Source organism: Rhodococcus yananensis, from assembly GCF_020515525.1.
Lineage (GTDB): Bacteria > Actinomycetota > Actinomycetes > Mycobacteriales > Mycobacteriaceae > Rhodococcus > Rhodococcus yananensis.
The window spans coordinates 14,518-35,088 of sequence record NZ_JAIYEP010000035.1 but is presented as its reverse complement, the minus strand read 5'-3'; the positions used below and the strand labels follow the sequence as shown (position 1 = coordinate 35,088).

21 protein-coding genes and 1 riboswitch are annotated in these 20,571 nt (G+C 68.8%); of the genes, 11 read left to right on the top strand and 10 right to left on the bottom strand.

Annotated elements, in window-relative coordinates; genetic code table 11:
* Window positions 1–105 precede the first annotated feature (105 nt).
* From LDQ05_RS10710 to LDQ05_RS10675, 8 genes are all read left to right on the top strand, one after another.
* Window positions 106–678, top strand: a complete 573-nt coding sequence (locus LDQ05_RS10710) for an Rv1476 family membrane protein (RefSeq protein WP_226436943.1) — start codon at window positions 106–108, stop codon at window positions 676–678.
* A 221-nt stretch (window positions 679–899) separates the two neighbouring features.
* Window positions 900–2,624, top strand: coding sequence for an NlpC/P60 family protein (locus LDQ05_RS10705; protein WP_372461076.1), 1,725 nt, complete (start codon window positions 900–902; stop codon window positions 2,622–2,624).
* A gap of 308 nt (window positions 2,625–2,932) precedes the next feature.
* Window positions 2,933–4,036, top strand: coding sequence for an AAA family ATPase (locus LDQ05_RS10700; protein ID WP_226436942.1), 1,104 nt, complete (start codon window positions 2,933–2,935; stop codon window positions 4,034–4,036).
* A complete protein-coding gene (locus LDQ05_RS10695) occupies window positions 4,033–5,004 on the top strand; it encodes a DUF58 domain-containing protein (protein WP_226436941.1) in 972 nt (323 codons plus the stop codon). Before LDQ05_RS10700 ends, LDQ05_RS10695 begins: the two co-directional genes overlap by 4 nt.
* Entirely contained in the window at window positions 5,001–5,981 is a 981-nt protein-coding gene (locus LDQ05_RS10690; protein WP_226436940.1) for a VWA domain-containing protein, read from the top strand. Before LDQ05_RS10695 ends, LDQ05_RS10690 begins: the two co-directional genes overlap by 4 nt.
* 66 nt (window positions 5,982–6,047) lie before the next feature.
* Entirely contained in the window at window positions 6,048–6,794 is a 747-nt protein-coding gene (gene fabG1 / locus LDQ05_RS10685) for a 3-oxoacyl-ACP reductase FabG1 (protein ID WP_226436939.1), read from the top strand.
* Between the two features lie 52 nt (window positions 6,795–6,846).
* On the top strand, window positions 6,847–7,653 hold the full coding sequence (gene inhA / locus LDQ05_RS10680; protein WP_226436938.1) for an NADH-dependent enoyl-ACP reductase InhA: 807 nt from the start codon (window positions 6,847–6,849) through the stop codon (window positions 7,651–7,653).
* A gap of 50 nt (window positions 7,654–7,703) precedes the next feature.
* A complete protein-coding gene (locus tag LDQ05_RS10675; RefSeq protein WP_226436951.1) occupies window positions 7,704–8,723 on the top strand; it encodes a ferrochelatase in 1,020 nt (339 codons plus the stop codon).
* A 9-nt stretch (window positions 8,724–8,732) separates the two neighbouring features.
* On the opposite strand, the gene LDQ05_RS10670 is transcribed toward LDQ05_RS10675, so the two are convergent.
* From LDQ05_RS10670 to LDQ05_RS10640, 7 genes are all read right to left on the bottom strand, one after another.
* Entirely contained in the window at window positions 8,733–9,461 is a 729-nt protein-coding gene (locus LDQ05_RS10670; RefSeq protein ID WP_226436937.1) for a hypothetical protein, read from the bottom strand.
* Window positions 9,462–9,508: 47 nt separating this feature from the next.
* A complete protein-coding gene (locus LDQ05_RS10665) occupies window positions 9,509–10,168 on the bottom strand; it encodes a hypothetical protein (protein ID WP_226436936.1) in 660 nt (219 codons plus the stop codon).
* Window positions 10,169–10,281: 113 nt separating this feature from the next.
* Window positions 10,282–10,941 (bottom strand): hypothetical protein, encoded by a 660-nt coding sequence (locus tag LDQ05_RS10660; protein WP_226436935.1) that lies wholly within the window; start codon window positions 10,939–10,941, stop codon window positions 10,282–10,284.
* 113 nt (window positions 10,942–11,054) lie between these two features.
* Window positions 11,055–11,714: a hypothetical protein gene (locus LDQ05_RS10655; protein ID WP_226436934.1), complete on the bottom strand. Its 660-nt coding sequence runs from the start codon at window positions 11,712–11,714 to the stop codon at window positions 11,055–11,057.
* A gap of 122 nt (window positions 11,715–11,836) precedes the next feature.
* Window positions 11,837–14,209, bottom strand: coding sequence for a TPR repeat domain-containing protein (locus LDQ05_RS10650; protein ID WP_226436933.1), 2,373 nt, complete (start codon window positions 14,207–14,209; stop codon window positions 11,837–11,839).
* Window positions 14,206–14,511 (bottom strand): hypothetical protein, encoded by a 306-nt coding sequence (locus LDQ05_RS10645; RefSeq protein ID WP_226436932.1) that lies wholly within the window; start codon window positions 14,509–14,511, stop codon window positions 14,206–14,208. The genes LDQ05_RS10650 and LDQ05_RS10645 overlap by 4 nt, the downstream gene beginning before the upstream one ends.
* A 126-nt stretch (window positions 14,512–14,637) precedes the next feature.
* Window positions 14,638–15,438, bottom strand: a complete 801-nt coding sequence (locus LDQ05_RS10640) for an Rv1486c family protein (protein WP_226436931.1) — start codon at window positions 15,436–15,438, stop codon at window positions 14,638–14,640.
* A 62-nt stretch (window positions 15,439–15,500) separates the two neighbouring features.
* On the opposite strand from LDQ05_RS10640, the gene LDQ05_RS10635 reads away from it, so the two are divergent.
* The 3 genes from LDQ05_RS10635 to LDQ05_RS10625 all read left to right on the top strand — a co-directional run bounded on the left by LDQ05_RS10635 (window position 15,501) and on the right by LDQ05_RS10625 (window position 18,115).
* Window positions 15,501–16,337 (top strand): DUF3097 domain-containing protein, encoded by an 837-nt coding sequence (locus tag LDQ05_RS10635; RefSeq protein WP_226436930.1) that lies wholly within the window; start codon window positions 15,501–15,503, stop codon window positions 16,335–16,337.
* A 69-nt stretch (window positions 16,338–16,406) separates the two neighbouring features.
* Window positions 16,407–16,838: an NfeD family protein gene (locus LDQ05_RS10630; protein ID WP_226436929.1), complete on the top strand. Its 432-nt coding sequence runs from the start codon at window positions 16,407–16,409 to the stop codon at window positions 16,836–16,838.
* A 2-nt stretch (window positions 16,839–16,840) separates the two neighbouring features.
* Entirely contained in the window at window positions 16,841–18,115 is a 1,275-nt protein-coding gene (locus tag LDQ05_RS10625; protein ID WP_226436928.1) for an SPFH domain-containing protein, read from the top strand.
* 19 nt (window positions 18,116–18,134) lie between these two features.
* Here the strand turns inward: LDQ05_RS10625 and LDQ05_RS10620 are convergent, their stop codons facing one another.
* From LDQ05_RS10620 to LDQ05_RS10610, 3 genes are all read right to left on the bottom strand, one after another.
* Window positions 18,135–19,103 carry a DMT family transporter gene (locus tag LDQ05_RS10620; RefSeq protein WP_226436927.1) on the bottom strand — a complete coding sequence of 323 codons (969 nt, stop codon included), beginning with the start codon at window positions 19,101–19,103 and terminating at the stop codon, window positions 18,135–18,137.
* A gap of 142 nt (window positions 19,104–19,245) precedes the next feature.
* A riboswitch (glycine riboswitch) is annotated at window positions 19,246–19,335 on the bottom strand.
* Window positions 19,336–19,461: 126 nt separating this feature from the next.
* Window positions 19,462–19,977 (bottom strand): hypothetical protein, encoded by a 516-nt coding sequence (locus LDQ05_RS10615; protein WP_226436926.1) that lies wholly within the window; start codon window positions 19,975–19,977, stop codon window positions 19,462–19,464.
* Window positions 19,974–20,555, bottom strand: coding sequence for a SatD family protein (locus tag LDQ05_RS10610; RefSeq protein ID WP_226436925.1), 582 nt, complete (start codon window positions 20,553–20,555; stop codon window positions 19,974–19,976). Before LDQ05_RS10610 ends, LDQ05_RS10615 begins: the two co-directional genes overlap by 4 nt.
* Window positions 20,556–20,571: the final 16 nt, after the last annotated feature.

The window sequence follows — 20,571 nt, the reverse complement described above, 5'->3', positions numbered from 1 at the left end:
CGGCATTCCGGAGCACGCGGACCGGAGGCGCATCGCGTAGGGTGCGGTGGTGCCGTGCGCGCGGCGCGATCCCGATTCCCGCACCACCGGAGAGACCCGACAGAATTGACTGCGCCACTGCCACGCATTCCCGGGCCCTCGGCCACCGACCTCCCGGCAGGCGTCAGCGTCGAGACGATACTGGCCGATCTCGCCGACGATCACGTGTCCGCGCCCGAGCAGTACGTCGGCGACATCGCCGCGCAGGTGCAGCGGGCCCGCGACAACGGATTCGATCTGAGTGTCGTGGTGCTCGACGCGAACCCGCGGATCGACACCCAACTCCGAGATCTGGCGACCGAGGTCGTGTCCGAGGACGGGGGCACCGTCCTCGTGCTCAGCCCCTCGTGGGTCGGCTCGTTCAGCGACACCGTGGACCGCGTCGACCTCGAGGCCGCGCAGGACCGCACCTACACCGGCAACCCGGTCGTGTCGACGACCAACTTCGTCGACTCGCTCGTCGAACCCTCTCCGCCGTGGACCCTGATGACCCTCCTGTTGATCGCCGTCGTGGCGGTCGCGGGTGCGGCGACCTGGTGGGCGAAGTTCCGCCGCGGGCCCGAGGGGGGCCCACACGCGGCTGCACCGCACGCCGAGGATCCCTCGACGATCGTCGCCGAGGATCCCGCCGATCGCTGACCCGGTACAGGGACTTTGCGTGTGAATTCACCGAGACCCGTGCAGCCCCCCCACGCCGTGTCGTACGGTGCACATGGCGCTCTTGGGGAAGGAGTGTCACAACCCGAGTCGTGGGAACGCTGAGTCACGACCGGAACGGCACCGTCAGCGATGCACCGCGGGTCACCCGCGGCAGATTTCGGCGTCCGCAGATCCTTTCCCGAGCGGCGAAGGCCGGCCCGATGCCGGGCCGGCGCGACCGAGGGAGAGCGACTGTGCGTACGTTCGGCTTTCGCGGAGGAATTCGGCGGGACCATGCTCCCGCCGCATCGACCCGAACGTTCGCGGGCCCGGCCGCACCGGGTGGTGGGACGTCCGTGCGGCGAGCACGATCACACGCACCCCGATGGTTCGTCGGGATCGGTCTGCTCACCGTCGTCGCCGTCGGCCTCGGATCGACCGCGGCAGCGGCACCCCCGGTCAACCCGAGTGACGCCGAACTCGAGGCCGCGGATTCGGCGGTCGACGCCGGACTCGACCGGGTGGGTCGACTCGTCCTCGAAATCGCCGGCGCCGATCAGCAACTCGCCGAACTGGACGATCAGGTCGCGATCAAGCGCGAAGACGTCAATCGAGCTCTCGTCGATCTGCAGAACGCCCGCACCGCCGCCGACGCCGCCGCGGCGGCGGTCGTCGAATCAGAACGGGCGCTGCGCGACGCGGGACACCGCATCAGCGACGCCCAGCACGACTTCGACGGTTTCGCCCGCGACAGCTACGTCCGCGGCGTCAACGGGGCCTCGCTCGGGATGTTCCTCGCCACCGACGGTCCCGGCGACCTCCTGGACCGCGCGCAGGTGATGCGGTTGCTGTCGTCCGGGCGGCAGGCCGTGCTCGACGCACTCGAACGAGCACGCACGGCCGAGGTCAACAGCAATTCGCGGGCGCGGGCCGCGAAGGTTGCAGCCGACGAGGCGGCCGCCGCGGCCGAGCAGCGCAGGGCCGACGCCGAGGCGGCGATCGCCGTCGCCCGCGCAGCACTCGACGCGCAGGCCGCCGAGAAGCAGCGGATCGAGCAGGAGCGGGAGCGGGCACAGGACGAGCTCGCGGCCGCCCGCACCACCGTCGCCGGACTCGCGGATCAGCGCGCTGAGTTCGTCGCATGGGAGGAACAGCGCCGCGCACAGGAGGCGGCCGAGGCCGCTGCGGCCGACGCGGCGCGTGCCGCTGCCGCCGAGGCCGCGGTGCGTGTCGCCGCCGACGCCGCCGCCCGCGCCCGCGCTGCCGAACTCGCCGACGGCCGGCGTGCGCACACCGAACTCGAGGCCCCCGATCCGCCCGCCACTCCGTCGATCGGGGGGACGGCTCCCGTCGACACCGGGGCCGATCCGACCACCGAGGACGCGGGTGGTGCCGACGACGGGATTCTGGTACCCGACATCGAACTGGACCTCGACTTCGACCGTCGTGGATCGGACGGTCCGGGCACACGCACCGGCCCGCATTCGACGCCGCGCACCACACCGCGGCCCACACTCACAGGTGCCGCCGCGATCGAGACCGTGATCGACCGCGGCCTGTCCCAGATCGGTGTGCCCTACGCGTGGGGAGGCGGCGACGAGAACGGTCCCACACTGGGTATCCGCGACGGCGGCGTCGCCGACACCTACCGCGATTTCGAGAAGGTCGGCTTCGATTGTTCCGGCCTGATGATCTACGCCTTCGCCGGTATCGGGATCTCCCTGCCGCACTACACCGGATACCAGTACACGGCGGGCACCCAGATTCCGTCGGCCGAGATGAAGCGCGGCGACATGATCTTCTACGGTCCGAACGCCAGCCGGCACGTCGCCCTGTATCTCGGCGACGGCACGATGCTCGAGGCGCCGCAGTCGGGTTCGCACGTGAAGATCTCGCCGGTACGCTGGGACGGAATGACGCCGTACGTGGTGCGCATGGTGTCGTGACGGCCGTTCCGAGGTCGCCTCGGCGCTGCGGGCACGACACGGGGATTCGGCACCTGCAATAGTAGGTCCGGTAGGAGTAGTCCAGCGGAGCAACAGGCGAAAGCGGTGGATTCTTGGTGACCTCACGTGAGGGTGGGACGTCGGGCACGACCGGACCTCGGGCGCAGGGAGGCGCCCGGGCCGGAGAAGGGACCGGCAGCGTCCAGGCGGATCAGCGGCCCGGTGGCGCATCCGTCCCGGCACAACAACCGGGTACTGCGGGAGCGAGGACTGCGGGGGGACCGGCATCGGGCAACGGCAACGGGCCCGTGAACACGTCGAAGAGCGCTGCGCCGGCCGCGGATGCCCCGCGCGATCTCGGGCAGGATGTGCGGCTGCTAGAAAAGGCCGTGTACGAGGTCAAAAGGGTCATCGTCGGCCAGGATCTGCTCGTCGAACGGATGCTCGTCGGTGTCCTCGCCAAAGGGCACGTCCTGCTCGAGGGCGTGCCCGGTGTCGCCAAGACCCTCGCGGTCGAGACGTTCGCCAAGGTCGTCGGAGGCAGCTTCTCGCGTGTGCAGTTCACGCCGGATCTCGTGCCCACAGACCTGGTGGGTACCCGCATCTACCGGCAGGGCCGGGAGGAATTCGACACCGAGCTCGGTCCTGTCGTCGCGAACTTCGTGCTCGCAGACGAGATCAACCGCGCCCCCGCGAAGGTGCAGTCGGCGCTGCTCGAGGTGATGGCGGAACGGCACGTGACGATCGGTGGGAAGACCTTCCCGATGCCGGAACCGTTCCTGGTGATGGCCACGCAGAATCCGATCGAGAACGAAGGGGTCTATCCACTGCCGGAAGCCCAGCGGGACCGCTTCCTGTTCAAGGTGCTCGTCGACTACCCCAGCGTCGAGGAGGAACGCGAGATCGTCTACCGCATGGGCGTGGCCGCCCCCGAACCGAAGCAGGTCCTCGGCAACGACGACCTGATCCGGTTGCAGCGTGTCGCCTCCCGCGTGTTCGTGCACCACGCACTCGTCGACTACGTCGTGCGCGTGATCTTCGCGACCCGTGCCCCGGCAGAACTCGGGCTCGACGACGTGCGGGGCTGGATAGCGTACGGGGCGTCCCCGCGCGCAACCCTCGGGATCATTTCCGCGGCCCGCGCCCTCGCACTCGTGCGTGGCCGCGACTATGTGGTGCCCCAGGACGTCCTCGACGTCATCCCCGACGTGCTGCGGCACCGGCTCGTGCTGTCGTACGACGCGCTCGCCGACGACGTCTCACCCGACCACATCATCACCCGGATCCTGCAGACCGTCGGTCTGCCGCAGGTCGCTCCGCAGGTCACGACGCCGCCGCCCGCAGCTCCGCGGGTTCCCGCGGCGGCCGGTGCACCGGCCGCCGGGCCCGAGGCAGGTGCGGCACCGCGGTGAGCGAACGCGACTCCGCGTCGCCGCCGTCGTTCCGGTCCGGCCGACTGACCGATCCCGCGCTCACCGCGGCGCTGCGCACCCTCGAACTGACGGTGCGGCGCCGACTCGACGGTGTTCTGCACGGTGATCATCTCGGCCTGATCCCCGGACCCGGATCGGAACCCGGCGACGCCCGCGAATACCAACCCGGCGACGACGTCCGGCAGATGGACTGGTCGGTCACCGCCCGCACCACGCACCCGCACGTGCGGCAGACCGTCGCCGACCGGGAACTCGAGACCTGGCTGGCAGTCGACCTGTCCGCCAGCCTCGACTTCGGCACGGGGACGTGCGAGAAGCGGGACCTGGCGGTGGCGGCGGTCGCCGCAATCGCGCATCTGACCAGTGGAGGCGGCAACCGGATCGGCGCGGTCGTGTCCACCGGTCGCGACACCGTCCGGATCCCCGCGCGCGGGGGGCGTCTCTACGCGCAGTCGCTGCTGCGCACCGTCGCAACGGCTCCGCACGCGCCCGACGGCACCCGCGGTGACCTCGCCGGACTCGTGGATTCGCTGCGCCGGCCGGAGCGGCGCCGCGGGCTGATCGTCGTCATCAGCGACTTCCTCGGACCACTCGACTGGGAGCGGCCGCTGCGGGCACTGTCCGGACGGCACGACCTGCTCGCCGTCGAGGTCCTCGACCGACGTGATCTCGAACTGCCCGACCTCGGGGACGTGGTCCTGCACGATCCGGAGACCGGCCGTACGCGGGAGTTCACCACCACCCCTCGGTTGCGTGCCGACTATGCCCATGCCGCCGCGCAGCAGCGCGCCGCGGTGCAGCAGGCACTGCGCCACTGTGGTGCACCGCTGCTGACGCTGCGCACCGACCGTGACTGGATCGCCGACATCGTTCGATTCGTCGTGGCGCGTCGACACAGTTTCGGTGCACCGCGCGCCGGTCGCGCGGCAGGACGGGGGACACGATGAGCCTCTCCGGGTTCGCATCACCGTGGTGGTTGCTGTTCCTGATCGTCGTCGCTGCGCTCGGCGTCGCCTACGTCGTCGTGCAACGCCGCCGTCTCGCCCACACTCTGCGGTTCACGAACTTCGAACTGCTCGACAAGGTGGCCCCCGACCGCCCCGGGCGGAGCCGACACGTGCCGGTTGCGCTGCTTCTGGTCGGACTGGCGCTGCTCACCGTGGCGCTGGCCGGACCGACCGCCGAGCAGCGGGTGCCCCGCAATCGCGCGACCGTGGTCCTGGCCATCGACGTGTCGCTGTCGATGGAGTCCACCGACATCGAACCGTCACGACTGGCGGCCGCGCAGGAGGCGGCGAAGGACTTCGCGGACGGGCTGACGCCCGGCATCAACCTGGGGCTCGTCGCGTTCTCCGGTACCGCGTCGGTGCTGGTGTCACCGACCACCAACCGGGCAGCCACCAAGACCGCCATCGACCAGCTGCAACTGAGCGAACGCACCGCGACCGGCGAGGCGATCTTCACCTCCATGCAGGCCATAGACACGCTCGCCGCGGTCCTCGGCGGCGGTGACCAGGCGCCTCCGGCGAGGATCGTGCTGCTCTCCGACGGCAAACAGACCGTCCCGGAATCCCCCGACGATCCGCGTGGTGGGTTCACCGCCGCGCGGCAGGCCGCCGACAAGGGCATCCCCGTCTCGACGATCTCGTTCGGTACCCAGTACGGCACCGTCACCATCGAGGACGAACGGATCGCGGTGCCCGTCGACGATCCGTCCCTCGAGGAGATCGCGAACCTCTCCGGTGGCTCGTTCTTCACCGCCTCGAGCCTCGAGGAACTGCACGGTGCCTACGACACCCTCGAAGAACAGATCGGGTTCGAAACAACCCGGGGCGACGCCAGCCGGCCCTGGCTGCTGCTCGGTGTCCTCGCCGTCACCGGTGGGCTCGTCGCCGCGATGGTGCTGCGTCAGCGCCTGCCCTGACGGGTGACTGTGGCCGCCACCGACACCCTGTCCGTTCCCGTACCCACACCAGATAGGTTTGTCCGCATGACTGAAGCCCCCAGTTCCACCGCGCCGTCACGGAGTGCTGCCCCGCGCTCGGTGCTCGTCACCGGCGGCAACCGCGGTATCGGCCTGGCCGTTGCGCGGCGTCTACAGGCCGACGGCCACAAGGTCGCCGTCACCCACCGCGGGTCCGGCGTCCCCGACGACCTGTTCGGCGTCCGCTGCGATGTCACCGATTCCGATTCCGTCGACCGCGCCTTCGCCGAGGTCGAAGAACACCAGGGCGCAGTCGAGGTGCTCGTCGCGAACGCGGGGATCACCGACGACACGCTGCTGATGCGCATGACCGAGGACCAGTTCAGCAGCGTCCTCGACGCCAACCTCACCGGCGCGTTCCGCTGCGCGAAGCGGGCCAACCGGGCGATGCTCCGCGGCCGCTGGGGTCGCATGATCTTCCTCGGTTCCGTCGTCGGGCTCGCCGGCCAGGCCGGGCAGATCAACTACGCCGCATCGAAGGCCGGTGTGGTCGGACTCGCCCGTTCGGTCACCCGTGAACTCGGTTCCCGTTCGATCACCGCGAACGTCGTCGCGCCCGGATTCATCGAAACCGACATGACCGCCGAACTGTCCGACGATCTGCGCGACACCGCGAAGAAGTTCATTCCGCTGCAGCGTCTCGGGAAGCCGGAGGACGTCGCCGCGGTCGTCAGCTTCCTGGCGTCCGACGACTCCGCCTACGTGTCGGGTGCGGTGATCCCCGTGGACGGCGGCATGGGCATGGGCCACTGACCGTCCGCGAATCCGGACCGAATCCGATACTCACCGAAGGACTTCCACACTCATGGGCGGACTGCTCGACGGCAAGACCATCCTCGTCACCGGCATCATCACCGACGCCTCCATCGCCTTCCACACCGCGAAGGTCGCGCAGGAACAGGGCGCCAAGGTGATCATCACCGGTTTCGACCGGCTCCGACTGATCGACCGGATCGCGCAGCGGCTCCCGCAGCCGGTGCCCCCCGCGATCGAACTGAACGTGCAGGATCCCGAGCATCTGGCGACCCTCGCCGACCGGGTTCGTGAACACGCACCCGACGGCATCGACGGCGTGGTGCACTCGATCGCGTTCTCCCCGCGGTCCGGGCTCGGCAGCCCCTTCCTCGACGCCCCGTGGTCGGACATCTCCGCCGCCATCGAGATCTCCGCCTACTCGTATGCGTCGCTGGCGAAGGCGCTGTTGCCCGTTCTGACCGACGGTTCGGCGATCGTCGGCATGGATTTCGATCCGTCGCGTGCCATGCCGTTCTACAACTGGATGGGCGTGTCCAAGGCGACCCTCGAGGCCGTCAACCGGTACGTGGCGAAGGAGGTCGGGCCGCACGGTGTGCGTTCGAATCTCGTGTCCGCGGGGCCGATCAAGACCCTTGCGGCCAAAGCCATCGCCGGTGATGCTACCGGTCCGGGTGCCGAGATGAACCGCCTCAACGAGGGGTGGGCGGCCGCGTCACCGATCGGCTGGGACGTCGACGATCCGACGCCGGTCGCAAAGACCGTCTGCACGATGTTGTCCGACTGGATGCCGGGAACCACGGGGTCGATCGTCTACGTCGACGGTGGTTTCCATTCGCAGGTCCCGTTCGGCATCTGACCAGGAGCGCACCCGTGACGGAACACACCCCCGAACCCTTCGACGCGCTGATGGTGCTGTCGTTCGGTGGCCCCGAGGGCCCCGACGACGTCCGGCCGTTCCTCGAGAACGTCACCCGAGGGCGCGGTGTGCCTCCGGAACGCCTCGACGAGGTGGCCCAGCACTATCTGCACTTCGGGGGTGTGTCCCCGATCAATGCCCTCAACCGGGCGATCATCGAAGCTGTGCGCACCGAATTCGATGCGCACGGAATCGATCTGCCGATCTACTTCGGCAACCGCAACTGGCATCCGTTCGTCGAGGACACCGTCGCGGAGATGGCAGGTGACGGTGTGCGCAACGCGCTCGTGTTCGCCACATCCGCGTGGGGCGGCTACTCCGGATGCCGCCAGTACCACGAGGATCTCGCCCGGGCCCGCGACACCGTCGGCGCGGAGGCTCCCGCGCTGACGAAACTGCGCCAGTTCTACGATCATCCGCTTGCCGTCGCGGCGGCCGCCGACGCGATCACCGCGGCCCGCGCGGACCTTCCCGACGACGTGCGGGACGGGGCTCGGGTCGTGTTCACCGCACACTCGATCCCGATCCGTGCCGACGCCGCCGACGGACCCACCGATCTCGGAGGGAACCTCTACAGCCGTCAGGTCGGCGAGGCCTGTGCGCTCGTGGCTGCCGCCGCCGGGGTCGACGACTACGACCGGGTGTGGCAGTCCCGATCGGGGCCGCCGCAGGTCCCGTGGCTCGAACCGGACATCGTCGACCACCTCGACGATTTGCACGCGCGCGGTGTCGAGGCGGTCATCGTGGTGCCCATCGGCTTCGTCTCCGATCACCTCGAGGTGGTGTGGGACCTCGACACCGAAGCCCGCGACCACGCCGCCGCACTCGGCATGGGATACGTGCGGGCCGCGACCATCGGTACCGATCCCCGGTTCGCGCAACTCGTGCGCGTACTGGTGCAGGAGATGACCGACGGTGCGTCCGCACAGCGACTCGGCGCGCTGCCGATGCTCGGTGTCACCGACGACGGTCGCGCCGCCGCGTGCTGCACTCTTCCGGTGTCGCGGTGAGACGGGTGCTCACCCGTCGATGACCGTCGGCCAGCCCGGGCCGGCCGGTTCGACGACCGGAGGTATCCGGACCGGAGGGTTCCGGTATGCGCGGAGATCGAACGGCGGATCGTTCAGGCACCGCGTGCGCGGCGACTCCGGATCGGTGCGCATGTCGTTGAACCGCTGCACATCCCACCCGTCGAACACATTCCACGTCGGATACGGCAGCCGGTGCTGCGGGTCGATTGCGGGACTGTTCGGTGTGGCCGGGTCGGTGCGCGTGACATACATCGAGTCGTAGTAGGCCGTTCGGCGGATACGCCACTCGCCGGTGTCGGAATTCTCCTCCGGCCGGCCGGAGTAGTCGAAGCACACTCCGACCCGCGTAGACGGTCGGCCCTCGAAATCCGTGTCGGGTTCCACGTCGAACACGTGCAGATTCACTGTGCCGCGCTGTGGAGCGGGATCCGAATCGGGGTCGATGAAGTCGTCGAATCCCGTGTAGACAGCGTCCTTGTCCTTGGTGCGGAGCCACGCGTCCAGGCTTTCGACGTACGCGCGGACCACCTGCATCTCCGGCGATTCGAGATCGATGTCGCCCTCGGCGAACCACCGATACGACGCCACCGCGGCGTCGCCGCCGAGCGTCGCATACGGATCGGGTTCGGGCGTGGTGCCGCACCCGGTCGCGACCGCGACGATCAGCGCGGCGACGACGGTCGCGCGCGCTCCGGTGTTGTGTCGGACGTGGATCACGGTGGTACCTCCGTTGCGATGGCGTCGGCCGCGTGGGGAGTGAGGTGTCATCGCGGCTGCTGGTCTGCGGGTGTGTCGACTGCGACGGGCCAGCCGGGATGGAAGGGTTCGACCGGGGGAGGGATCGGGGTAGAGAGGCGATCGGGGTTGAAGTGCTTCATTTCGAGGGCGCACCGGGTTCCGGGTATGTCTTCTTCCAGATGGCGGTAGTCGGTCGCCCAGTGTGCATTCCATCCAGTGAAGACGTCCCAGGTGGGGTACGGCAGGCGGCGGGTGTGATCGAGTTCGGGTCGGACGGGTTGTGTGCGGTCGTCCCGGGTGACGACGACTCCGACATTGAAACCGGTTTCGACCGGTACCCATGTCCCGGGCGTCTTCTCGATCGCGCGCGCCGACAGGTCGTAGCAGACGGTGACGCGGGTGGCGGGGTCTCCGTTGTCGTCGGTGATGGGTTCGACGCCGTAGATGTGCAGGTATGTGGTGCCGATACGAGGTGGGATGTGGACGCTGATGCCCTGGTATGTCTTGCCGGGGTAGCCGGGGTAGACGGAGAGGTGGTCCTCGGTGCGTCCCCAGGCGTCCTGGCTTTCGGTGAAGGCGCGGGCGACCTGGACTTCGGGTGAGTCGAGGTCGATTCCCGGCTCGGCGGTCCAGCGATAGGTGACCTGTCGTGCGTATTCGGCGTGTACCGAATGGGGGTCGGTCACCGGCGACGTCTGCGTCGGCGGGTCGGCCGAGCTGCACGAGGTCAGGAGAAGACATGTGAGAAGCAGTGCAGCGCGGCGCAGGTGGGGTGCACTGTCGTATCGAGGGTGAGGTGTCATCGCGGCTGCTGGTCTGCGGGTGTGTCGACTGCGACGGGCCAGCCGGGATGGAAGGGTTCGACCGGGGGAGGGATCGGGGTAGAGAGGCGATCGGGGTTGAAGTGCTTCATTTCGAGGGCGCACCGGGTTCTGGTTACGGTCGCTTCCGAACGATGGCGGCCGGTCGCCCAGTGTGCATTCCATCCAGTGAAGACGTCCCAGGTGGGGTACGGCAGGCGGCGGGTGTGATCGAGTTCGGGTCGGACGGGTTGTGTGCGGTCGTCCCGGGTGACGATCACGGCGACATTGAAGCCGGTTTCGGCCGGTACCCATGTCCCGGGCGTCTTCTCGATCGCGCGCGTCGATTTGTCGTAGCAGACGGTGACGCGGGTGGCGGGGTCTCCGTTGTCGTCGGTGATGGGTTCGACGCCGTAGATGTGCAGGTATGTGGTGCCGATACGAGGTGGGATGTGGACGCTGATGCCCTGGTATGTCTTACCGGGGTAGCCGGGGTAGACGGAGAGGTGGTCCTCGGTGCGTCCCCAGGCGTCCTGGCTTTCGGTGAAGGCGCGGGCGACCTGGACTTCGGGTGATTCGAGGTCGATTCCCGGCTCGGCGGTCCAGCGATAGGTGACCTGTCGTGCGTATTCGGCGTGTACCGAATGGGGGTCGGTCACCGGCGGCGTCTGCGTCGGCGGGTCGGCCGAGCTGCACGAGGTCAGGAGAAGACATGTGAGAAGCAGTGCAGCGCGGCGCAGGCGGGGCGCACTGTCGTATCGAGGGTGAGGTGTCATCGCGGCTGGTGGTCTGCGGGTGTGTCGACTGCGACGGGCCAGCCGGGATGGAAGGGTTCGACCGGGGGAGGGATCGGGGTAGAGCGGCGATCGGGGTTGAAGTGCTTCATTTCGAGGGCGCACCGGGTTCTGGTTGCGGTCGCTTCCGAACGATGGCGGCCGGTCGCCCAGTGTGCATTCCATCCAGTGAAGACGTCCCAGGTGGGGTACGGCAGGCGGCGGGTGTGATCGAGTTCGGGTCGGACGGGTTGTGTGCGGTCGTCCCGGGTGACGATCACGGCGACATTGAAGCCGGTTTCGGCCGGTACCCATGTCCCGGGCGTTTCCTCGATCGCGCGCGTCGATTTGTCGTAGCAGACGGTGACGCGGGTGGCGGGGTCTCCGTTGTCGTCGGTGATGGGTTCGACGCCGTAGATGTGCAGGTATGTGGTGCCGATACGAGGTGGGATGTGGACGCTGATGCCCTGGTATGTCTTACCGGGGTAGCCGGGGTAGACGGAGAGGTGGTCCTCGGTGCGTCCCCAGGCGTCCTGGCTTTCGGTGAAGGCGCGGGTGACCTGGACTTCGGGTGAGTCGAGGTCGATTCCCGGCTCGGCGGTCCAGCGATAGGTGACCTGTCGTGCGTATTCGGCGTGTACCGAATGGGGGTCGGTCACCGGCGGCGTCTGTGTCGGCGGGTCGGCCGAACTGCACGCGGGAAGAAGTGCGATCGTTGAAACTGCTGTGATCCACATCACCATGAAGGGCCGCCGACGGAGCGGATTCGGAATACACACCTTCACTCGGAGGCCCTTCCGACCTGAGGTGCGATATCGCCGTACCCAAGGCGGAACCTGGTGTTGTAGGTGACGTGGTCGACTCCGTACCAGCGCAGGGCGGGCTCGTAGGCATCCAGTGCCTGCGCCGGATCGCGGTCCTCCGGTAGTCCGCGAGGCTCACCGTCGGCACTGATCGCGCCGACTGCCAGAAGATCTCCGGAGATCAGAGGATCGTCCGGAATCCCCCTCGTCGCAACCGCGTGCGAGAGCAGTCCGTGCTCGTTACCAGCGGTCAGGTTCGTCTCCGTGATCGTGAACGGAGCCGAGGCACTGTCTTCGTCCGGCATCGCGACCATGTCCCGTAACGACGTGTTCGACAGGTCGAGGGCCAACCCGATCGTCGCACTCGTCGCGGGGTGCAGCGCAACGAGATTGCGCACGATGGAGAAGTTGGTGTTGTAGGCGTCGGCGCGACGGTCCCGCATGTAGCTTTCGATCGCCGCGCGATCGGAGGACTGTTCGGCCGCAGCAGCGTAGATTCCCACGTCTCCCAGGGCTTGCAGTCGACCCGCGTAGTGCGCGGAAGCGGTGTTGCCCTCGTCGATGAACTGGCCCTGCAGAATACGCGAATACGTCGCCGACGCGGTACCGAAAGTTGCGGCGGACTCCGCGTCCGTGGACACGAGCGTGAATATCCGTTGCGCGCGGTGGTAGTCGTTCGTCGGTTCCAGGGCTTCGGCGGGCCAGTTGCTGCTGCCTTCGGTGCTGATCAGGTCCGGGATGTATCCGTGCAATCCGAGCGCTATTCCGCGTGTGAGGTGCGGGTTCACCTCACCGATGTTCGCTGTGTTCTCACCCTGAACGTCCATGAGCCGCCGGTAGTTGTCTTCATCGCCCAGGTACTGGGCCAGCCCCAACGCGGCCCGGTCGGCACGGACGGACAGATCCGACCGACCGGCCTCCTGCGCGACCACCAGATCGTCGGTCATCCACTCGGTCATGTGGGCCACCGCCGCACCGCCATCCGCCCAGTCGTGGGTGAACAATGGCGTGAGGACGTCGTCGCGCTGGATATCGGGCCGCAGGTCTCCGTCGACGTCGCCCGTGAGGATCCGCGTGTTCGCGTCGTGGTTGCGGGTGGCCAGTTCGACGAGGGGCATTGCGTTGTGATTCGGTCGTGCCGTCTGATCGGGTTCCGGGGATTCGAACTTGTCGACAAGATCCACCCGAGCAGCGGCGTTCTGCAGCAGGGTGGTCGACAGTTCGACACCGGGAACCCCGTCTGCCGATCCGACGAAATCCCAGAACTCGCGGTCGCGTGCTGCGGCGTCGAATGCTGCCGCGGGCGTAAATGATGCCCGGAATTCGTCGTACCCGCGCAGACCGGAAGCGGGGTCGTCGGTGACGACACGGATCTCGTCCGGAGTCAACGTTGCAAGATATGCCTCGTAGGAGTGGGCGTGCCGATGGGCCTCGGTGTCGTACTGCCGCAGATGGTCGTACGATGCGCTCAGTTCCCGAATGTCCGGGGGCAGCCTGTCCCAGCCTCCCCGTGCGTCGTCGACATCGCGGATGTTTTCGTGAGACAGGACGAGCAGACCGTTCGCGAGTGCCTCGCGTGCTTCCAGTGCCGAGGGACTACCGTTTTCGACGAGCATGCGTTGCATATCGAGCACCCCGTCGACACCCGCTTCCAGATACAGGCGTTCGAGGTACTCGAAAGCGCCCCGTGGAAGCGTCGACACCACGTCGCCGTCGACGATGTCGGCCCACGCACTCGGATCGATTCCCGCCGCAGCGAGGTTTGCGCGCAGCCGGCCGATCTCCTCCGGGGACAGATACCCGTCGTCGAACATGGACAGGCTGTTCTGCGCTTCGTCGGGGGCGAAAGCCGGCGCTGGGGGCATCACAGTGCCCAGTGCGGCGATCCGCAGTTCGAGTCGCCGAGTCAACTCGGCGTCGGCCTCGCCGATCGCGCGCAGGGCGTCCTGGATCATGCTCCATCGTCCGGCGGCATCGAGACCGTCCGCTCCCACACTCCCATTACCGTGAACCCCGTTGTCGTCGACGACGAATCCGGCTTCCTCGGCCTCGAAGATCTTGTCGTGCGCAACACCCAGTGCCGACGCCAATGACACTCGGGTGGACTCGATGGTTTCGGCGAGATCCTCGATCGCCTCGATGACCGAGGACTGGCGGTTCTTCTCGAACTCGAAGTGCTCGTACGCGGCATCGGCGGCTTTGCTGGACCACCCTTGCCACAGATCCGTGGCCGCGCGAGCCATCGCATCGGACACCGCCCCGGCCGTGCTGGCGACGGTCCGCGTCGCATCGACATTGCTCGAGAGATCCAGCGGAGCCCACTCGCGTACCGCGCTGATCGTCGGAATCACAGCGGCGTCGCCTTGTTCAGTTCGTCGACCAGGTAGTCCACCGTGTTGGTGTAGTCCTTGCACACTCGGTCCAGCGTGTCGTGAATCGACCACGCGCGGTCGGCCAGCCGGAGCAACGCCCGCGCGGTGGCTTCTTCGGCGAGCGCGAGAGCGGACACGACCGAAGCGCCACCGGGGAAGTGTGTCGCGGCATCGGAATCGATATCCGAGGTATCGATGATGCTCATCTCTTCGGCGAGCCGGTCGAACCGAGCCGACACCGCCTGCAATTGTGGAATATCGACTTCGATCGAATCCGGCATACCGCCCTCCCCACCGCTCGCCTCGGGCCGTGCCCGACAGCGTCCCCCTTGGACGACGCATACCGTAGACGACGCGGATCGGCCGGGCAACTCGCCCGGAGGAGAGTGGACGACGCCGATCGGTCGTCAGTGCCCGTGCAGCGCCGCCGCGACCGCTCCGCTGCGTGCGACACGCAGCGCCGAACTCAATGCACGCAGCGCCTCTTCGCGCCCGGACGTACCCGACGCCGAGCCGGCGCGTTCCGCCCCGCCGCCCGCTGCGACGGTGAGGATCGCCTCCACCTGATCGGCGGAGTCGAGGACACGGGCTGCGCGCACGGGAAGCGACGACGGGTAGCGGTGTCGCGCGAGTTCCGCTGCCGCAGAGGCTATCCGAGATCGAGGATCGCCGATGTCGGTGCCCGATCCGACCGTGGGAATCCCGGCGAGAGTGGCGGCCGCGTCCCGCACCGCCTCGCGGATCGCGAACTCCGCTTCACCCAGGCTGGGTACGGCACCCGGATCGGGAATCGGATCCACCGTGAACACGGTCCACCTCAACACATCCGGGCCCTCGACCACCGGAACGAGCCCCGCACCGGGCGCCCCGGGCACCCCGACCAGAATGCCTTGCCGCGCATCCATGGCTGCAGCAGCGAACGCGGTTCCCGCGGGAAGCCCACGGGCGTCACCCGGCGCCGCGAGCACGAGCCGCAGACCCGCCGCGCGGACGGTGTCGACGGTCCGCACGGTCGTGAGCAGCGTGGCAGCACCGTCCACCACACCGCGCTCGGGAAGACCCGCAGACCGCGCAACGTCGTCGTCGGCGGCGCAGAGCACGTGCGTCGGTGCCCAGGTGTGCAGAGCATCGATGACGTCGTCGGGAGAGGCGTGCCCACCCAGCCACGCACCCGCCCACAGGATCAACGTCAGGCTGGGGGAGGTCACGGACGCAGCATACGGCGTGGCGACCCCGCCGAGCCGATCACGCTCGCCTACCGTGGTCGGATGTGAGCGCACGAGACATGTACGGCGGTGACATCTTCGCGGGCCACGCCCGCACCCGGCGGCCCGCGATCCCCGAGATGGCCGCGGACCGGGGGCTCGTTGTGGAGGACGCGGCGTCCGGCTGGTGCGGGGCGGTGGTCGGGTTCGACCGGACGTACGACGGCGACTTCGTGCGACTCGAGGACGCGGCCGGTCGCACCCGTCTGTTCGCGATGCGCCCCGCCGCCTTCCTGGTGGACGGGAACCCGGTGACGCTGGTGCGGCCGCGGGTGCCATCGTCCCGGCGGGCGCCGACCCGATCGGCGTCCGGGTCGACCCGCGTCGAGGGGCTCGAGGCCCGCGTCGCACGCGGCAGCCGCATCTGGGTCGAGGGCGTGCACGACGCGGCCCTCGTCGAACGGGTGTGGGGTCACGACCTGCGCGTCGAAGGTGTGGTCGTCGAACAGCTCGAGGGCCTGGACAACCTCGGTCCTCGGCTCGCGGACTTCGCCCCCGGGCCGGGGCGCCGAGTCGGGGTGCTCGCCGACCATCTCGTCGCCGGATCGAAGGAGGAGCGCCTGACGACGAACCTCGGCCCGCACGTCATGGTCACCGGGCATCCGTTCATCGACGTGTGGGAAGCCGTCAAACCGAGCGCGGTCGGCATCGACGCGTGGCCGGTCGTACCGCGTGGGCAGGACTGGAAGACCGGTGTGTGCCGCCAACTCGGTTGGGGTACACCACAGGACGGCTGGCGGCGGGTGTATTCGGCGGTGTCCGACTTCCGGGATCTCGACTCGGCGCTTCTCGGTGCTGTCGAACGACTCGTGGACTTCGTGACCGAACCGGACGGGGCATGACCCCGCACCGTGCGTACGGTGGCACCCCGGTGTCTGCGCGTGATGTCCGGATTGTGACAGGATGAACACGTGACGGATTTGATCTGGCTCGTCGCCGCTGTCGCGTTGGCCGCAGCGGAAGCGCTGACCGGCGACTTCGTCCTGCTGATGCTCGGTGGTGCAGCATTGACGACGGCGGGGGTCTCGGCGATCACCGACTGGCCGGTGTGGGCGGATGCCGTGGTGTTCGCACTCGCGTCGGTGGTGTTGTTGCTCGGGGTGCGGCCCCCACTGCGTCGCCGGTTCTCACGACCACCGGCTCTGACGACGGGCATCGACGCGCTCCCCGGCAAGCACGCGCTGGTGCTCGAATCCGTGGGAGTGCACTCGGGGCGCGTGAAGATCGACGGTGAGGTGTGGTCGGCGCGGCCGCTCGACGAGACCGAGTCCTACGAAACCGGAACGACCGTGACCGTGATGGAGATCGACGGCGCGACCGCCGTCGTGTGGAGGGGACCGTAACCGTGGAAGCACTGATCGTACTGATCGTCCTCGTGGCGTTGGTGGTGATCGTGGTGGTCAAGTCGGTGGCGCTGGTGCCGCAGGCGGAGGCCGCCGTGATCGAACGCCTCGGGCGGTACTACCGGACGGCGTCGGGCCAACTGACGTTCCTCGTCCCGTTCGTAGACCGGATCCGGGCGAAGGTGGACCTGCGGGAACGCGTCGTGTCGTTCCCGCCGCAGCCCGTCATCACGCAGGACAACCTGACGTTGAGCATCGACACGGTGGTGTACTTCCAGGTCACCAATCCGCAGGCCGCGGTGTACGAGATCAGCAACTACATCGCCGCCGTCGAGCAGCTCACCGTCACCACGCTGCGCAACGTGGTCGGCGGTATGACCCTCGAGGACACCCTGACCTCCCGAGATTCCATCAACGGGCAACTGCGCGGAGTGCTCGACGAGGCCACCGGCCGCTGGGGGCTGCGTGTGGCGCGTGTCGAGCTCAAGAGCATCGACCCGCCGCCGTCGATCCAGGAATCGATGGAGAAGCAGATGAAGGCCGACCGCGAGAAGCGGGCCATGATCCTCACCGCCGAGGGGCACCGTGAAGCCGCGATCAAGACGGCCGAGGGCGACAAGCAGTCGCGGATCCTGTCGGCGGAGGGTTCCAAGCAGGCGGCGATCCTCGAGGCCGAAGCGGATCGACAGTCCCGGATCCTGCGGGGACAGGGCGACCGTGCCGCGAAGTATCTGGAGGCGCAGGGGCAGGCGAAGGCGATCGAGAAGGTCTTCGCCGCCATCAAGGCGGGGAAGCCGACCCCCGAACTGCTCGCCTACCAGTATCTGCAGACCCTGCCGGAGATGGCGCAGGGCGACGCGAACAAGGTGTGGCTGGTGCCCAGCGATTTCGGTGACGCACTCAAGGGTTTCGCCCGCACCCTCGGCGCGCAGGGCGATGACGGGGTGTTCCGGTTCGAACCGAGTCCGGTGGAGGAGGATCCACAGCGCCCCGAGGACGATTCCGAGGAGGTCGAGGACTGGTTCTCCACCAAGACCGATCCGGCGATCGCGCAGGCCGTCGCACGCGCCGAGGCGGAGGCCCGTACCCCCGTCGACCCGATGGTGCCCGGTGCCGGTGCACACCGGGCCGGGGCCGCCGAGCCGCGCGCGGCGGAGTTGCCGCCGCCCGCGCCGCAGGCCGGGTACGGACCCCCGACGATGCCTCCGCAGTACCAGCAGGTGCCGCCGCAGTACCGTCAGTCGGACCCTCAGCAGCAGTACCCGCCCCAGCAGTAGAGGCGCGGGAGCCACCCGGTCACGGCGCGGTGCTCCGGCACCGCAGCCACGGCAGCAGCATCGCCCCGACGATCAGGCCCGCACCGACCCCCGCGAGCGGTGAGATCGACTCCCCGAAGGCCGCCGCGCCGACGAGCATCGCGACCACCACCTCCAGGTAGGACACGGCGGACAGCTCCGCGGCTCGGAGGTACGAGCCCGCGACCACGAGCAGTCCGAGCGCGAGCAGCCCACACACCACGAAGAATCCGGCCGACCACATCCAGTTCGCGGGGGTCATCGAGGACAGGTCGGGCCGGGTCACCGACACCATTGCCGCCGTCGCGACGGCACCGAACGTGAACGTCCAGAAGCTGCGCACATCCGCGGGCACGTCGGTGCGGTACCGGTAGCACAGCAGCGCCGCACCGTAGAACACGCCGGACGCGACACCGAGCGCGGTACCCGGTACCTGCCCGTCGGAGGGTGCGACGCGGTCGGCGTCGACGAGTCCGGCGGCGAGGAGCATGCCGGCGAAGGCCAGTCCGATCGACAGGGCGTCGCGTCGCGTGACGGTTTCGCCGAGGACGGTGCGGGCGAGGACGGTGGCGATCACGGGGCCGAGATAGTGCAGCACCACCGCGCGCGACAGGTCGGTGAGGACCGTCGCGGACAGGTAGGTGGCGAGTGACAACCCGAGGAACACGCCCCCGAGGATCACCGACGGGGACAGGCGCACACGTCGAAGCCCGCCGAGCCGCCCGGACAGGAGCAGCAGTGCGAGCATGCCGACGGCGCCGACGAGCATCCGTCCGAACGTGAGCGCCTCGCCGAGTACGGCACCGGGCGGGGTGGCGTGCCGTCCGAAGAGGCCGGCGAGCCCCATCGCGGTGGCCGAGACGACGATAGCGGTGATGCCGAGGCGTCGACGTGACACGCGGGGTGGGCGATGCGGAGTCGGGGTGCTGACGGTGTGCACGCGCGTGGGCGCGCCGACGGACAGAGCCACGGAACTTCCTCCGGACAGGGCGCACACGGTGCGCGGGCGGGTGTGTTGTTCCCCGCTCTGTCATGGACCTGAGAGCTTTCGCGGATCCGGTGGATCCGCTTACACCGTCGGTGAGCCCGAGAGGGCTGCTTTCCAGAGGAGCCTCGTCGCGGCGGTCCGGTGGCCTGAGAGATTCCCGGGGAGGTTGCTCCTTCGGCGCCCGCGCATGGCGGGACTCTCCCGCCGCGATTCGGTGGCATGTTCGGTTGTCGATCGACGAGTATGCCAGGTGAGCCGCCGCGCCGCGCCTCCGACCCGTGCGCGTTTGTGGTGGTCCTGGCTACCAGCAGTGCGCACGGGTGGGGTCGACGAGGGCCGTTCAGGTGAGGAGGGCCCGCCCGACACCGCAGGCGGCGACCGCCCACAGGACGCTGGTCGCGGTGCCGATGATGAACTGCTCGGAGGCCTGAGGTTCGCGGAGTTCGGGATATCGGGCGAGGCCCTTCACCGCCATGATGATCGCGATGCCCTCGGGCCAGCCCGCGAGGATCGATGCGGTGACCGCGGCGCGTTCGAGGACGCCGATGACGCGGCCGCCCCGCAGCGGACCCGGTGGGGGAGAGGGCGCGGGTCCGGCATCGGGTTGGCGCCGTGCGATGCGGAAGGCGACGAGCACGGTGGGGCCGCCGCCGGTGATCGCGGCGAGCGCGGTGAGCACCAGCGCGACCACCACGGCGACACCCTGCGCGGGTGGGGCCGCGGCGGCGGCGAGGGCGGCGACTGCCAGCGCGACGAGGCTCACGAGCGCCGAGGTTCGCACCCGCGGTCGTGGTAGCAGCATCAGCGCGGGAGCCGCGGCGGCGACGGCGAGGCACAGCAGCGCGACGACGGTCAACGGTCGGCCCTTCCGAGGAGGCGGTGGGCGAGCGGACGCCCGGTGAGCTCGGCCTGCCACCACGCGGTGTGCAGTCGCTGCGACACGGCCTGTTTGCTGATGCCGAGGGTCTCGGCGATCTCGGTCCGGGTGTGCCCGGCGAGGGCCAGGGCGACGGCCTCGTGCCCCTGTTCGGTGCGGCGCAGCACGATTGCGGCGAGGAGGGTCAGCACGGCGTCGGCGTCGGTGGCGCCCTGCTGGTCGGTGCCGTCGACGGCGATGCGGCCGGGCGCGTTCTTGGCGCGTTCGACTGCGAGACGGGCCTGTTCGAAGGCAGGCCCGCGACCGGCGCGGGTCTGCTCGGGTAGCGGTGTCTCCACGGCACCGATTCCCACCCCGACGCTCCATCGTCCGCGTCGCAGCAGTTCGAGCGTGAGGTCGACGACGACGACGGGATCGTCGGTGACGGCCTGGACCTCGTCGCCGGCGGTGCGCTCGAACGGGCGGAGCAGGCGGGGTTCGCGTAGTTCGGTGAGCAGTTCGGTGACGCGGTCGACGTCACGTCGGCTGCCGCGCTGGTCGACCGTCAACACGAACATGAGTCAAGGGTGATGC

Excerpts from the sequence above, each read along its gene's own strand:
- LDQ05_RS10705 (WP_372461076.1), top strand. The coding sequence starts at position 900 with ATGCCGGGCCGGCGCGACCGAGGGAGAGCGACTGTGCGTACGTTCGGC.
- LDQ05_RS10690 (WP_226436940.1), top strand. The coding sequence starts at position 5,001 with ATGAGCCTCTCCGGGTTCGCATCACCGTGGTGGTTGCTGTTCCTGATC.
- fabG1 (WP_226436939.1), top strand. The coding sequence starts at position 6,048 with ATGACTGAAGCCCCCAGTTCCACCGCGCCGTCACGGAGTGCTGCCCCG.
- inhA (WP_226436938.1), top strand. The coding sequence starts at position 6,847 with ATGGGCGGACTGCTCGACGGCAAGACCATCCTCGTCACCGGCATCATC.
- LDQ05_RS10675 (WP_226436951.1), top strand. The coding sequence starts at position 7,704 with ATGGTGCTGTCGTTCGGTGGCCCCGAGGGCCCCGACGACGTCCGGCCG.
- LDQ05_RS10645 (WP_226436932.1), bottom strand. The coding sequence starts at position 14,511 with ATGCCGGATTCGATCGAAGTCGATATTCCACAATTGCAGGCGGTGTCG.
- LDQ05_RS10610 (WP_226436925.1), bottom strand. The coding sequence starts at position 20,555 with ATGTTCGTGTTGACGGTCGACCAGCGCGGCAGCCGACGTGACGTCGAC.